Below are 15,137 nucleotides of genomic sequence, written 5' to 3'. Positions count from 1 at the left end.
GCCCGCGGAACTTCCGCAGGGCTCTGCTCGCCGTGGCCAATGCCTGTGCAACCGTCTTTAACTGATGCCGAAACTTATTTGATTGCCTGGATCTCGTCGACGAGTTGCTTCATTTGCGGGGTCTTTTCGTACTTCGCCCACACCGGCTGCATCGCCGTCACGAAAGCCGCGCGGTCGATCTGCGCCGGCTGGACGATCGACGCGCCGCCCTTGGTGACCGTCTTCGCTGCGTCGGCTTCACGCGCGGTCCACAGCTTCTGGTAGTACGGCACCGAGTCGGCTGCTGCCTTCTTGATGATCTGCTGCTCCTGCGGCGTCAGCGTGTCCCACACCTTCTTCGAGAACACCAGCACTTCCGGGGTCATCGAATGCTGGGTTTCCGAATAGACCTGCGCGACTTCGAAGTGCTTGGTTTCTTCGTACGACGGAATATTGTTTTCCGCTGCGTCCACCAGACCCGTCTTCAGGCCCGTATAGACTTCGGCGAACGGCATCGGCGTCGGCGTGCCGCCCATTGCCTTGATTTCGTCGACCATCAGATCCGAAGGCTGCACGCGCACTTTCAGGCCCTTCATGTCGGCGGGCGAATGGATCGCGCGCTTGGCGTACATCGAACGCGCGCCGCTCTCGTAGAACGTCAGCGCGATCATGCCCTTCGCGGCGAACGCGTCGAGAATCTTCTGGCCTTCCGGGCCGTACATGACCTTGCGGAAATGGTCGATGTCGCGGAACAGGAACGGCAGCGACGGAATCATCGATTCGGGAACGATCTCGTTGAACGCGGCACCGTTGGCACGCGCCATGTCCAGCGCACCGATACGCACCTGGTCGATGGTGTCGTTTTCCGAACCCAGTGCGCTGTTGCCGAACACCTTCACGGAATCCTTGCCACCGGTTGCCTTGTTGATCTCTTCACCCATGTACTTCACGGCCATATTGGTCGGATAGGTGTCGCCGTGCACGTCCGCGACGCGGAACGTCCGCGCATGTGCCGACACGGTGCTGAATGCGAGCACCGAAGCCGCGACGATCATCGAAACACGGGAAGAGGCAAACTTCTTGTTCATCGTGACATTCCTTGAAAAGTTGACACCCTGAGTGGTGGATGCCGCTTGGTTTTAATGTGTCTCATGGTTGCGCACTCGCGGGCCTGGGCGGCTGGCGGCGCACTGCCGCGCTGGATCGCGCTATGTCCCCGGCGCGATGCTCAGCACTCCAACTTGCTTCTTGTACTTCGATTACGTCGATTTAAATCTGGCGTACTAACGGCTTGCTTATACAGCCCTGATGGATTCAGGCTGTAATCTCGAAATTCACAGAAAGGAATTCGTTTGGGCTTATACGTTGTACGACGACATATGAAGTCTATAAAACGCGTTTTGACTTGTACAGACGGTATTTACCCGCAGAATTGGGACGCGCGGTAGAGATGACCGGCTCGGTGAACCGCGAGGCCCCGCGCCAGCTAGCGCAGAGATCGGGAGGAGATGACGATGGGTCGAAGCGGCTGTGCTTTTATAGCGTAGTCACGGTAAAAACGTGGCCTAAACGCGACACATGTTGTACGACGAGTGATGAATAAAACACACGAAAGTGTAAGGCGCCGGGAGCGATAAGCCCCGGCGCATGCAACGTGTAAGGCCGGCTTTACAGTTCGCCGGCGAATTCCGGCTCGGGCAGGCCGGTGACGCCCGGGCGCACGGCGAATACATGTCCGTCGTGCTCGCTCGCACCCGTCGCGGGGCGAATCGATGTCACAAACAACGTGTCCAGATCGCGGCCACCGAACGCGCACATTGCTGGCTTGACGGCCGGCACGGCCAGTTGACGATCCAGCTTGCCTTGCGGCGTGAAGCGCAGCAGCTGGCCGGCGTCGTTCGCGCAGATCCAGTAGCAGCCGTCAGCGTCCACCGCCGCGCCGTCCGGCCTACCTACGTGATGATTCAGGTCCGCGAATATGCGACGGTTGCGCGGCTCGCCCGACGCGATGTCGTAGTCGAACGCCCAGATCTGCCGGCGCAGCGGATGCGAGTCGGACAGATACATCGTCGTGCCGTCCGGCGACCAGCCAAGACCGTTCTGCGTAATCAGCCCGTCGATCACCGGCGCGGACAGCACGCCCTGCGCGTCGTAGCGATACAGTTCGCCGGCCGGATTGGCCGCCGACATGTCCTGGACCATCGTGCCGGACCAGAAGCGCCCTTGCCGGTCGCAACGGCCGTCGTTGAAACGCATGTCGGCGAACGGGAATGACGGCGCGGCGAGCTTGCGCACGGCGACATTGCCGCCTGCCTGATCGAGGGTGACCGCGAACAATCCGGTCTCGCAACCGGCCAGCACGGTGCCGTGACGGTCGAACGCGATACAGGCCACCTTCTCCGGCAACGTCCATTCGGTGCGCACGCCCGAGTCGACTGCCAGGCGAACGATTTTCTGCGCCGGAATGTCGACCCAGTAAAGCGCCTGCTCGGCGACACGCCACACCGGGCTTTCGCCAACACCTGCGGGCGCCTGCACTGCTCCCTCAAGCCGCTCGACGCGCGGACCGAACGTCGCGCTCACCACTTCGGCTCCATCGGACCGGCCAGCACGAACGGGCCGCCCTGGAACAACTGGGTCGGATCGTCGAAGTTCTGGTCGGGCGCACCCGCCGGGAACAGATGCTCGAACTGCTCCGAGCTATCTTGCGGACGGAAACCGAGGAACGCAGCCTTGGTGTTGTCGACCCACGAAATACGGTTGTTCGACACGCCATAAACGATTGCGTGACCCACGCGATTGGTGAACAGCGAGCAGCGGATCAGTTCGATGAAGTCGCGATAGCTCAGATACGTGACCAGCATGCGCGCGGACTTCGGCTGTTCGAACGACGAGCCGATCCGCAGACACACGGTTTCCAGACCAAAGCGGTCGAAGTAGAAACGCGACAGCGATTCGCCGAAGCACTTCGTCACGCCGTACAGGCTGTCCGGACGCAGCGGCGCGTCGATATCGACCACCGACGTCACCGGATGGAAACCCACCGCGTGATTCGAGCTGGCGTAAATGATCCGCTTCACGCCCTGCTTCTGCGCAGCCGAATACAGGTTGTAGAGGCCGCGAATGTTCGCTTCGATCAGCTCTTCGAACGGCGCTTCGACGGAAATACCGCCGAGGTGGATGACGGCATCCACGCCTTCGAGCAACGCGTGAACCGCGGCTTCGTCGGCGAGATTGACGATGGATGCCTCTTCATGATCGGCGACCTCGCCGAGCGGCGCGATATCGGTCACACGCACGATATCGGCCCACGCGGACAGCGCGCCGCGCAATTGCTTGCCGAGATTGCCAGCAGCGCCCGTCAGCAGCAGACGATGGAACGGCTTCTTTGCCGCGGAGCGGTCGGAATTCGAGTCAGTCATGTCTCTTTATTTGATGTGAGTGCGGTCGGGGTGTCAGTCGATTCGGGGAAAGCCCGGCCATGCGGCAGAACAGCGGCATGACCAGGCTCAGCCGGGAATCAGGTCACCGGCGCCGGGTTGAACAGCGTCAACGCATTATGCAGCTTGAGTTTTTCCGCACAGGTCTCTTTGCGGCCGCTGGCGACGTCGAGCATCAGGCGGAACAGTTCCCAACCCACGTCTTCAATCGTCGCCGCGCCGGTGGCGATCGTGCCGGCGTTGATGTCCATCAGATCGTGCCAGCGGCGCGCCAGGTCCGAGCGCGTCGCGACCTTGATGACGGGCACTTCGGCGAGGCTGTACGGCGTACCGCGGCCGGTCGTGAACACGTGCAGGTTGATACCCGCGGCCACCTGCAGCGTGCCGCAGATGAAATCGCTAGCCGGCGTCGCCGCGTAAATCAGGCCCTTCTGACGAACCTTCTCGCCCGGCGACAACACGCCCGAAATGGCCGAGTTGCCCGACTTGATGATCGAGCCCATCGCCTTTTCGACGATGTTCGACAAGCCGCCCTTCTTGTTACCAGGCGTGGTGTTCGCGCTGCGGTCCGCGCCGCCGCGCTTCAGATAATCGTCGTACCACTGCATCTCGCGGATGATCTCCGCCGCCACTTCCGCGTTGGCTGCGCGGGCCGTGAGCTGATCGACGCCGTCACGCACTTCGGTGACTTCGGAGAACATCACGGTCGCGCCGGCGCGCACCAGCAGGTCGGTCGCGAAACCGACAGCGGGGTTGGCGGTCAGACCGGAGAACGCATCGCTGCCGCCGCACTGCACGCCGATCACCAGATCGGCCGCCGGGCAGGTTTCGCGACGGCGGTTGTTCAGGCGCTTCAGATGACCGTCTGCCATCTTCATGATCGACTCGATCATCGACTGGAAGCCGACGTGCGAGTCGTCCTGCAACACCACCACGTCGCCGTTCAGGTCGGCCGCGACATCGCCGATGTCCGCGACTTCCGATACATTCGCGGCCGCCGCGATAGGAATCGTGCCCGGCGGCATCAGACGCTCGGGTTGCAGCTTTTCGCAACCCAGGCTGACCATCATCACTTCGCCGCCGAAATTCGGATTCAGGCTGATGTTACGGACCGTGCGGATCGGCACCATCGCGTCCGGCGCGTCGATCGCGACCCCGCAGCCGTACGTGTGGCCGAGGCTCACCACGTCGTCGACGTTCGGATACTGCGGCAGAAGCTCGGCCTTGATACGCGTCACCGCGTGCTGAACGACGTCGGCCACGCACTGCACCGTGGTCGTGATCGCGAGAATGTTGCGCGAGCCGACCGAGCCGTCCGCGTTGCGATAGCCCTCGAATGTGAAGCCTTCGAGCGGCGGCATCTCCGGCGCCTTGATCGTCGCGATGGGCAGGTCTTCGAGTCCGGGCGGGCTCGGCATGCGGATCACGTGTTCGTTGATCCAGCTGCCCTTGGGCAGCGCCTTCAGCGCGTAACCGATCACCACGTTATAGCGGATGACCTCGTCGCCTTCGGCCAGATCGGCCAGCGCGACCTTGTGGCCTTGCGGCACGCGTTCGCGCAGCACGAGACCGTCGGGGAATGTCGCGCCCTCGCCGAGACCGCCGTCGTTGACGACGATCGCGACATTGTCATTGGGGTGAACGCGAATGTAGAGCGGGGATTGTTGTTCCATTGCATCGATCCTTTTGGCGATATGAGCCTGCTGCGAGCCTGCCGCGCCAGCTATTCATACGTCATCCTACAACATGGGACATGACGTGGATGTTCCGTATTTACCCTATAACAACCATTATGCCGTGAAAACCCCGTTGAGTTCGTCGATTTGTTGTTGTACGATGACGTATAAGAAATGTCCATTTCGACGGATCTACCCCATACCGATTCAATACTGACCTAGTACAGACGCCTGGATACTCATCATGACGACACCGCAGGAACTCAAAGCAATCGTTTCGGAAGGTCTGCTGTCCTTCCCCGTCACCGACTTCGACGCACAAGGCAACTTCCGCGCCGACACGTACGCTGAGCGCCTCGACTGGCTCGCTCCGTACGGCGCATCGGCGCTGTTCGTCGCGGGCGGCACGGGCGAATTCTTTTCGCTCACGCATGACGATTACTCGAAGGTCGTGAAGACCGCCACCGAAGTCTGCAAGGGCAAGGTGCCGATCCTGGCGGGCGCAGGCGGCCCGACGCGCGTCGCGATCGACTACGCGAAGGAAGCCGAGCGTCACGGCGCCAACGGCATTCTGCTGATGCCGCATTACCTGACCGAAGCCTGCCAGGAAGGTATCGCCGCGCACGCTGAAGAAGTGTGTAAAGCCGTGCCGAACATGGGCGTGATCATCTACAACCGCGCCAATTCGAAGCTCAACGCGGACATGCTCGAAGGCCTGGCGGAACGCTGCCCGAATCTGATCGGTTTCAAGGACGGCGTGGGCGAGATCGAAAACATGGTGACGATCCGCCGCCGTCTGGGCGACCGTTTCTCGTACCTCGGCGGCCTGCCGACCGCGGAAGTCTACGCAGCGGCATACAAGGCGCTGGGCGTGCCGGTGTACTCGTCGGCAGTGTTCAACTTCATCCCGAAGACGGCGATGGACTTCTACCGCGCGATTGCCGCCGACGACCACGCAACGGTCGGCAAGCTGATCGACGACTTCTTCCTGCCGTACCTGAAGATCCGCAACCGCCGTGCTGGCTACGCAGTCAGCATCGTCAAGGCTGGCGCGAAGCTGGTCGGCCACGACGCAGGCCCGGTCCGCGCACCGCTGACCGATCTGACCGAAGAAGAAATGGGCATGCTCGACGTGCTGATCAAGAAGCTCGGCGCGCAGTAATGCAGCCGCCACGGTCGCGGCAACATCGCGGCCGTGCGACGAGGGCCGCTTGACGGCTTTGCAATGAGCGCCCGGGACGGCAACGTCGCCGGGCGTTTTGCGTACTGTGCGCGGGTGGCATGAAGGCTGATCCGATCCGCTGAAAAACGGCGAATCCGATTGCGTCGCATTGCGGCCATCGCGAGCCGCTGCACGGCTCGCACCGCCGGCCGGACCGCCTTTGCCGTCGACGCCCGGCCAGAACGCTGCATGCAACTCCGGGAGCTCGCTCCCTCGCATAAAAATTCAGGAGATGACCATGGATGTGAGCCGCACGGCCGATTCCGCCAATGCCGCCGCCGATGCAGGAAAGCGCACCAAAGTCCGCTATACGATCCTGCTGCTGATCTTTCTGATCACGACGCTCAACTACGCGGACCGCGCGACGCTCTCCGTGACCGGCTCGGCGATGCGCGGCGAGTTCAGCCTCGACGCAGTCAAGATGGGCTACATCTTCTCGGCGTTCAGTTGGGCTTACGTGCTGGCGCAGTTGCCGGCCGGCTGGCTGCTGGACCGCTTCGGCGCGCGGCGCGTGTACGCGGCGAGCATTTTCTCGTGGTCGCTGTTCACGCTGCTGCAAAGCTCGATCGGCTTGCTGGGCAGCGCATCCGCAGCCATCTCCGCACTGTTCGTGTTGCGTTTCGTGATGGGCGCAGCGGAATCGCCCGCGTTTCCGGCCAACGCGAAAGTGGTGGCAAGCTGGTTCCCGACCAACGAACGCGGCACCGCGTCGGCCATTTTCAACGCGGCGCAATACTTCGCCGCCGTCGTATTTACGCCGCTGATGGCGTGGCTCACGCACGCATTCGGCTGGCATTCGGTCTACCTCGTGATGGGTGCGATCGGCCTGATTCTCGCCGCCACGTGGCTGCGGGTCATGAAAAATCCCGCCGATCACCCGCGTGTGTCGCGCGCCGAACTCGAGTACATCGAACAGGGCGGCGGCGTGATCAGCGGGCACAAGAAAGCTGAAAAAGCCACCCGCCCCGCCGATATCTCAAGCGCAGGCGGCTGGTTTCTCGTGCGTCAACTGCTCGGCAACCGGATGCTGGTCGGCGTCTATCTCGCGCAGTACTGCATCAACGTGCTGACCTACTTCTTCCTCACCTGGTTTCCGATCTACCTCGTGCAGGCGCGCGGCATGACGATTCTGCACGCCGGTCTGGTGGCGTCGCTGCCGGCCATCTGCGGCTTCTCGGGCGGCGTGCTCGGCGGCATTCTGTCGGACGGGCTGATCCGGCGAGGCTTTTCGCTGACCGTCGCGCGCAAGGTGCCGATTGTCGGCGGCATGCTGCTGTCGACGTGCATCATCGGCTGCAACTATGTGTCGACCGACTGGGTCGTCGTTGCGCTGATGTCGCTCGCGTTCTTCGGCAAAGGCATCGGCGCACTGGGCTGGGCCGTGGTCGCGGATACATCGCCGAAGGAAGCGCTCGGTTTGTCCGGCGCGATCTTCAACATGTTCGGCAACGTGGCGGGCATCGTCACGCCGATCGTGATCGGCTACCTCGTCGCGGAAACCGGCTCGTTCAACGGCGCGCTGGTGTTCGTCGGCGCGAACGCGCTGCTCACGGTATTCAGCTATCTGGTGATCGTGAAGGACATCAAGCGGGTCGAGTTGCGGCGCGTCTAACCGTCGCGGGTCATCGTACTTCCCTGGCGCCCCTATCAGGCGGGCCTCTGGCCTTGCCTGGCGGCGCATAGCGCGGGTTACCCCCAGGAAAAACCGCATAGTGGAAATCGATTTGACCTCTATATAATCAGTCGTCAGACGACGGTATAATGAAACGCAGGTCTTATCTGCAACTATTTGATTTCAAGGGGCGTTTTCGATGGCTACACCACTGGCATCCGCGGCACCGCCACGACGCGCTCGCAATCTTGCCGAGTTCGTCGTCAGCTACGTTACCGATCAGATCGCGTCCAACGCGCTGAAACCCGGCGACAAACTGCCGACCGAATCACAACTGATGGTCACGCTGAGCGTGAGCCGCACCGTGATCCGCGAAGCAATTTCACGCCTGCAGGCGGGCAAGATCATCGAGACGCGCCACGGTATCGGCAGCTTCGTGCTGGAGCCGCAGCGCGAAAAACTCGGCATCGACATGGTGCCCGCCACCACGCTGCGCGACGTGCTGTCCATTCTCGAATTGCGTATCAGCCTCGAAACGGAATGCGCTGGTTTGGCCGCGCAACGCTCGAAGCCGGAAGACATCGCGCGCATGCGCGGCGCGCTCGACGCGATCGAAGCCACGCGTCACAACGGGCTGGACAGCGTCGACGCCGATCTGCAATTCCATATTTCGGTCGCACGCGCCACGGGCAACCGTTATTTCGTCGACATCCTCACGCAGATGGGCAGCGCGCTGATTCCGCGTAACCGGCTCGACTCGGCGGGCATTGCTCGCGCGGAACCGGATGCGTATCTGTCGCTGGTGAATCTTGAGCACGAAAGCATTCTCGAAGCGATCTCGCGGCACGATGCCGAAGGTGCGCGCGCGGCAATGCGCATGCATCTGTCGAATAGCCGGGAACGGCTGCGGCGCGCGAACGAAGTGAGCGAGACGAATAGCTGAGGCGCTAGCGGAAACTGGTCGAACGCTTCACAGCGAACCCAAAAGAAAAATGGCCGGGATGCATTGCATCCCGGCCATTTTTTTATCTGACTAGCGCTTCAACCACACGCTTAGCTGCGCGTGATCTCGCCATCGCGACGGCGCCACAGGTCCAGCGGATTACTGTCGCCGAGCGCTTCGGGCAGCAGGTCAGCCGGGAAATCCTGGTAGCAGACCGGACGCAGGAAGCGGTCGATCGCGGTCGTGCCGACCGACGTAGCGCGGCTGTCGGACGTTGCCGGGAACGGGCCGCCGTGCACCATCGCGTGCGATACCTCGACGCCCGTCGGGTAGCCGTTGACCAGAATACGGCCGGCCTTGCGCTCGAGAATCGGCAGCAGCTTCTTCGCCGCCGCGATGTCGGCGCTGTCCATTTGCAGCGTAGCCGTCAGTTGACCTTCGAAATGCTCGGCAACGGCCAGCAGTTCCTGCTCGTCCTTGCATCGCACGATGGTCGACACCGGGCCAAACACTTCGTCTTCGAGCGTCGGGGTCGCGAGGAACGTCTTCGCGTCGGTCACGAACAGTGCGGCACGCGCCTGGGTCGGGCCGGTTGCCTCGACACCGCGCGCCACTTCCTCAACGCCCTTGGTCGACGCCAGCGTGCTCTCACCCTTCTGATACGCGGCGCAAATGCCGGCGGTCAGCATGGTTTGCGCGGGCTTGGCAGCCAGCGCCTCGGATGCCGTCGCGACGAAGCTCTTCAGCGCGTCGCTGTCCAGCGCGATCGCGAGACCCGGGTTGGTACAGAACTGGCCTGCGCCCAGCACGAGCGAGTCGACGAAACCGCGCGCCATGCTTTCGCCACGCTGGTTCAGCGCGTTCGACAACAGGAACACCGGGTTGATGCTGCTCATTTCCGCGTAAACCGGAATCGGCTCGGCACGCGCCGCCGCGACGCGCATCAGCGCGAGGCCGCCTGCGCGCGAACCGGTGAAGCCGACTGCCTTGATTGCCGGGTGCGCAACGAGCGCTTCGCCGATCGCATTGCCCGCGCCGACCACCAGCGAGAACACGCCTTCCGGCAAGTCCATTTCCTGCGCGACGCGCTGAATCACGCGACCGACCATTTCCGACGTGCCCAAGTGAGCGCCGTGCGCCTTCACCACCACCGGGCAACCGGCCGCCAGTGCCGATGCCGTGTCGCCGCCCGCCACCGAAAACGCGAGCGGGAAATTGCTGGCGCCGAACACAGCGACCGGACCGAGCGCGATCTTTTGCAGACGCAGATCCGAGCGCGGCAGCGGCTTGCGCTCCGGCAGCGGCGAGTCGAGCGTAGCCGACAGCCACTGACCCGCGCGCACGACTTGCGCGAACAGCTTCAACTGACCCGTGGTACGGCCACGCTCACCTTCCAGACGCGCCTTCGGCAGACCGGATTCCTGCTGCGCGCGCTCGATCAGCGCGTCGCCCAATGCCGTGATGCCGTCGGCAATACGCTCGAGGAACTCGGCGCGCACCGTCAGCGGCAGATTGCGATACGTGTCGAACGCCTGCTGCGCCAGATCGCACGCCTGTTTAACCTGCTCGACGCCACCGCCGCCGAAAACCGGCTCGGCGATGTCGGAGCCCGTAGCCGGATTGAACGCATGCAACGCCTGCTCTTCGCCGCGCACCGCTTGGCGGCCGATCAGCATTTCGCCGGTAATCAACATTTTTGCTTTCCTTGAAAAAGGCTTTAGATATAAGTCATCCTACAACATCGAGGTACTCTCACGCAACCCGGAAACGCCCGCTGCACCGCGAATTCGGGTTTACGTGCCCGTTACAAGCACAGGTCGCAATGCTAATCTGGAATAAGACATACGACGACCTATAACATTTCAATTCACCGTCGTTGCCACTCGCCCGATCCATTGACGTTCGAGGAGACATGATGCCAGTCGTTACGCCCTACCAGGCCTTGCCCAATCGCTTTCGCCGCGCGGTTTGCAGCGGCGAAACCCAGATCGGCTGCTGGTCGTCGCTCGCCAGCCCGATCGTGACGGAACTGCTGGGAATCATCGGTTTCGACTGGATACTGCTGGACGCCGAGCACGCGCCGAACGACGTGCTCACGCTCATTCCTCAACTGATGTCGCTCAAGGATAGCGCGAGCGCCCCCGTCGTACGTCCACCGGCCAACGACAGCGTGTTCATCAAGCGCCTGCTCGACAGCGGCTTTTCGAATTTCCTCGTGCCCTTCGTCGAAAGCGCGGACGACGCAGCCCGCGCCGTCGCCGCCACGCGCTACCCGCCGCAAGGTATTCGCGGTGTATCCGTCAGCCATCGCGGCAACCACTTCGCAACCGTGCCCGACTATTTCGACATCGCCAACGACAACGTCTGCGTGATCGTGCAGATCGAAAGCCGTAAAGCAGTCGAGTCGATCGACGAGATTCTCGCGGTGGACGGTGTCGACGCCGTGTTCGTCGGCCCGTCCGATCTCGCGGCCGGTTACGGCCATCTCGGCAACGCGAATCATCCCGACGTGCAGCAGGCCATCGCGCATGTGTTCGAGCGCGCGAAAGCGGCAGGCAAATCGAGCGGCATTCTCGCGCCCGTGCAGGCCGACGCGGAACGTTATCTGTCGATGGGCTGCCGCGTGATCGCCGTGTGCGCGGACATGGGCATGCTGAAAGGCGCGGCGCAATCGGTGCAGAAACACTTCATGCAGAAACAGGCGGGCACGGCTTAACGCGCGCGTACGTCACACGCAACGAGCACGCAACGACCACGCAACGCGCGCGAAATTTTAACGGATATCCACGCGCCGCCGTCATGACATCTTCGGAGCAAACCATGCAAACAGCAGGCTTTATCGGACTCGGCATCATGGGCAAACCCATGGCCGCCAACCTTCTCAAGAACGGCGTCGCGCTGGCGGCTTTCACGCGCAGCGGCGTGCCCGACGAACTCGTCCAGGCGGGCGCCGTCGCGTGCGACAGCCCGGCTGCGGTCGCCGCGAAGGCCGACGTGGTCTTCATCATGGTGCCGGATACGCCGGACGTCGAACGCGTGCTGTTCGGCGATCAGGGCGTGGCGGGCGCATTGCGCGCGGGCCAGATCGTGGTCGACATGAGCTCCATCTCGCCGATGGCGACCCGCGAATTCGCCGCCCGCGTCCGCGAGTGCGGCGCGGAATATCTCGACGCGCCGGTGTCCGGCGGCGAAGTCGGCGCAAAGGCCGGCACGCTGACCATCATGGTCGGCGGCGACACGGCGACCTTCGACTGCGTCAAGCCGCTGTTTGACATGATGGGCAAGAACGTCACGCTGATCGGCGCGGTGGGTGCGGGACAGGTTTGCAAGGTCGCCAATCAGGTGATCGTCGCCGCGACGATCGAGGCGGTCGGCGAAGCGCTGCTGCTGGCGTCGAAGGCCGGCGTCGATCCCGCGCGCGTGCGTGAAGCGCTGATGGGCGGCTTCGCGTCGTCGCGCATTCTCGAAGTCCACGGCGAGCGGATGACCAAACGCACTTTCGATCCGGGCTTCCGCATCGAACTGCACCAGAAGGATTTGAACCTCGCGCTGTCGACGGCTCAGGCGCTCGGCGTGTCGTTGCCGAACACGGCCACTTGCCAGGCGCTGTTCAATGCGTGCGTCGCGCATGGCGGCAAAGCATGGGACCACTCCGCGATGGTTCGCGCTCTCGAAGTGCTCGCCAATCACGAGATCGGTCAGCAGAGCGCTTAAGTCACCGCAAGCTCAAAACAGTCACTACGCCGTTCTGCCTCGCTCCCTGCAATGGGGGCCGAGGGAACGGCGTAGGTGCGCGTTCGAAGCCAACGCAACTCTTTAACGATAGGCACCTTACATCAAGCACTCTCACTGCTTACAAATAATAAGGATCACTGATCTCAGGACAATTCTTCCTATAAGCCGCGCTTTCAACGGCACCAACGATTATTGACAACGCCCGCAAAGGGCAAGGAGACACTTGTGGCAATCCACGATAAAAACAGCGGCAAGCTGGCAGCATCGACAATCCGCGACAACGACCAGCCGAACTCACCCAAACGCCGAAGCTTCATGATGTTCGCGGGCGCGTCCGCAGGCGCTACCCTGCTCGGCACGCTGCCCGGCTGCGGCGGCAGCAGCAATTCGCTGAACGCGTCGACACCGCCGGCCACGACGCCGACCGCCCCGGTCGATCCGATCTGGGGAGCCAGCGGCGAAGCCACGGCGATCATCAACAAGCTCGCGACGATCACGACGTCGATGTTCCCGTCGGTCGATTTTCAGGTGACCAGCTACGGCGCGAAAACGCTGCTGCCGTCCGCGCTGATCCAGGCGAGCGCATGGCCGGGCGGCACGATTCCGTGGGTCACCGGCACGCAGGCCGCGGCCTCGCCGCAAAGCCCCGGTTCGACGGTGATGGTGCCGTACGACATGACCGACACCGTGTACGACTCGTGCTCCCCGTTCAACGCCGCGATTCAGGCCGCGCACGCGGCGGGCGGCGGCCGTGTCGTGGTGCCGGCCGGCAACTGGTATTGCGGCGGCCCGATCGTTCTGCTGAGCAACGTGAATTTCCATCTGACCTCGGGCTGCACGATCTATTTCAGCCCGAACCCGGCCGACTACGCGAAGAACGGCCCGTATCCGACGACCAACGGCAACCTCTACTGGTCACGCTGGCAGGCCAACGACTGCCTGAACTTCGGCGCACCGATCTACGCGTACCAGCAGACCAACATCGCGCTGACCGCCGACGACAACACCTGCGTGCTCAACGGCCAGTCGATGACGCCGATGCAATTGAGCACCAAGGCGCCGACATCGTGCTGGTGGACCTTCAAGGGCACGAGCGGCGAATACGGTTACGTGAAGCCGGCGACGGGTGGTGCGCCGGTCTCGCAAGCGGACGCCAACACGGGCGCGACCTCGTACTCGGCGAACTCTGCTTCATACGCGGGCAATACCGCGTTGACGAGCCTGCCCGCTGCGCAGATCACGAATCCGCAAGCCAACGTGTCGTTCACGAATCAGGACGGCACGACGACCACGCTGATGACGCTCCTCACCGCATCGGGCTGGAATCAGGATCAGAACTATCTGCCGGCGCTGTCCGAACTCGGCGTACCGGTTCTGAACCGCGTGTTCGGCCTCGGTCACTTCCTGCGCCCGTGCATGGTCGAGTTCATCGGCTGCACGAACGTGTTGCTGCAGAACTACCACACGCAGAACACACCGTTCTGGCAGCACCATCCGACCGATTGCACGAACGTCGTGATCGACGGCGTGTTCGCCGACAGTATCGGCCCGAACAACGACGGCTTCGACCCGGACGCGTGCAATTACGTGCTGGTGCAGAACGTCCAGTTCAATACCGGCGACGACTGCATCGCGATCAAGTCCGGCAAGTGTCTCGACACGCAATACGGTCCGATGCAGAACATCGTGGTCCAGAACTGCACGATGCAAAGCGGCCACGGCGGCCTGACGATCGGCAGCGAAATGAGTGCGGGCGTGGAGAACGTCTACGCGCGCAATCTGACCATGCAGAACGCGAACTGGGCGACCAATCCGCTGAATATCGCGTTGCGCTTCAAGACCAACATGAACCGCGGCGGCTTTATCAACAACGTGTGGATCAACGGCGTCACGTTGCCGAACGGTGTGAATCTGACCGGCAAGTACGGCGGCGGCGCATTGGGCTCGGCGTTTCCGGGTTCGGTCGCGGGCACGGGCACGGTCGGTCTCGCGGCGAATCCGTCGACGGGCCAGGGCGGCCTGATCACGTTCGACTGCGATTACAGCCCGTCGGGCGACGCGGTCCGCTGGAATCCGGCGACCATCAACAACATCAACATCTCGAACGTGAACGCGACCAACACGTCGGGCGCGGTGAGCTATGCGCTGACTTCGGGCTTCACGGCGACCTCCGGTTCGTGCTTCCAGGCGCTCGTCGCACAAGGCCCGGTCGCGGCGGATTACAACGGTCCGCTGCCCGTTCCGACCGTTTCGCCAATCACCGGCGTGACGATCTCCGACTGCAACCTGGGTACGCCGATCGCGGCAGGACCGGCCAGCGCCACCGTGCCGGGTCCGCTGTTCGTGAGCAACGTGAAGTCGATCACGCTGAGCAATGTGGTGATTGCGGGCGTCACGTATAACAGCGCGCTGACCGGCTGATGAGCTGCTGAGTTGATGAGCGGGCGGTCTCCGGGCACGAAGGTTTCTGGAGACCGCCGCACTCCGACAGCGTCGCTCGATGCATGGGCAAGCGGCTGACTATGGGGTG

11 protein-coding genes are annotated in these 15,137 nt (G+C 62.7%); 6 read left to right on the top strand and 5 right to left on the bottom strand.

The window, feature by feature from the left end; translation table 11 throughout:
* Positions 1-74: 74 nt before the first annotated feature.
* From BLS41_RS20460 to garD, 4 genes are all read right to left on the bottom strand, one after another.
* Entirely contained in the window at positions 75-1,067 is a 993-nt protein-coding gene (locus tag BLS41_RS20460) for a TRAP transporter substrate-binding protein (protein ID WP_074768112.1), read from the bottom strand.
* A 580-nt stretch (positions 1,068-1,647) separates the two neighbouring features.
* The gene (locus tag BLS41_RS20455; protein ID WP_074771075.1) at positions 1,648-2,562 is read right to left on the bottom strand and encodes an SMP-30/gluconolactonase/LRE family protein; all 915 of its coding nucleotides are present in this window, start codon (positions 2,560-2,562) and stop codon (positions 1,648-1,650) included.
* Positions 2,559-3,401, bottom strand: coding sequence for an NAD-dependent epimerase/dehydratase family protein (locus BLS41_RS20450; protein WP_074768110.1), 843 nt, complete (start codon positions 3,399-3,401; stop codon positions 2,559-2,561). The genes BLS41_RS20455 and BLS41_RS20450 overlap by 4 nt, the downstream gene beginning before the upstream one ends.
* Before the next feature lie 98 nt (positions 3,402-3,499).
* On the bottom strand, positions 3,500-5,092 hold the full coding sequence (gene garD, locus BLS41_RS20445; protein ID WP_074768108.1) for a galactarate dehydratase: 1,593 nt from the start codon (positions 5,090-5,092) through the stop codon (positions 3,500-3,502).
* Between the two features lie 247 nt (positions 5,093-5,339).
* Here garD and kdgD point away from each other — a divergent pair, with 247 nt between their 5' ends.
* From kdgD to BLS41_RS20430, 3 genes are all read left to right on the top strand, one after another.
* Positions 5,340-6,257 carry a 5-dehydro-4-deoxyglucarate dehydratase gene (gene kdgD / locus BLS41_RS20440; protein ID WP_074768106.1) on the top strand — a complete coding sequence of 306 codons (918 nt, stop codon included), beginning with the start codon at positions 5,340-5,342 and terminating at the stop codon, positions 6,255-6,257.
* Positions 6,258-6,555: 298 nt separating this feature from the next.
* A complete protein-coding gene (locus tag BLS41_RS20435; protein ID WP_074768104.1) occupies positions 6,556-7,929 on the top strand; it encodes an MFS transporter in 1,374 nt (457 codons plus the stop codon).
* A gap of 199 nt (positions 7,930-8,128) precedes the next feature.
* The gene (locus BLS41_RS20430; protein ID WP_074768102.1) at positions 8,129-8,872 is read left to right on the top strand and encodes a FadR/GntR family transcriptional regulator; all 744 of its coding nucleotides are present in this window, start codon (positions 8,129-8,131) and stop codon (positions 8,870-8,872) included.
* 110 nt (positions 8,873-8,982) lie between these two features.
* Here BLS41_RS20430 and BLS41_RS20425 read toward each other — a convergent pair whose 3' ends face one another.
* Complete coding sequence (locus tag BLS41_RS20425; protein WP_074768100.1) at positions 8,983-10,566, bottom strand: aldehyde dehydrogenase (NADP(+)); 1,584 nt, start codon at positions 10,564-10,566, stop codon at positions 8,983-8,985.
* A gap of 221 nt (positions 10,567-10,787) precedes the next feature.
* On the opposite strand from BLS41_RS20425, the gene garL reads away from it, so the two are divergent.
* The 3 genes from garL to BLS41_RS20410 all read left to right on the top strand — a co-directional run bounded on the left by garL (position 10,788) and on the right by BLS41_RS20410 (position 15,028).
* Complete coding sequence (garL, locus tag BLS41_RS20420; protein ID WP_074768098.1) at positions 10,788-11,588, top strand: 2-dehydro-3-deoxyglucarate aldolase; 801 nt, start codon at positions 10,788-10,790, stop codon at positions 11,586-11,588.
* Positions 11,507-12,586 (top strand): 2-hydroxy-3-oxopropionate reductase, encoded by a 1,080-nt coding sequence (locus BLS41_RS20415; protein WP_290439528.1) that lies wholly within the window; start codon positions 11,507-11,509, stop codon positions 12,584-12,586. The genes garL and BLS41_RS20415 overlap by 82 nt, the downstream gene beginning before the upstream one ends.
* Before the next feature lie 246 nt (positions 12,587-12,832).
* Positions 12,833-15,028 (top strand): glycoside hydrolase family 28 protein, encoded by a 2,196-nt coding sequence (locus BLS41_RS20410; protein WP_436972012.1) that lies wholly within the window; start codon positions 12,833-12,835, stop codon positions 15,026-15,028.
* Positions 15,029-15,137: the final 109 nt, after the last annotated feature.

This window comes from Paraburkholderia fungorum, assembly GCF_900099835.1.
Classification (GTDB): Bacteria; Pseudomonadota; Gammaproteobacteria; order Burkholderiales; family Burkholderiaceae; genus Paraburkholderia; species Paraburkholderia fungorum_A.
The sequence above is the reverse complement of the archived record's forward strand: the minus strand, read 5'-3'. Positions and strand labels throughout refer to the sequence as shown.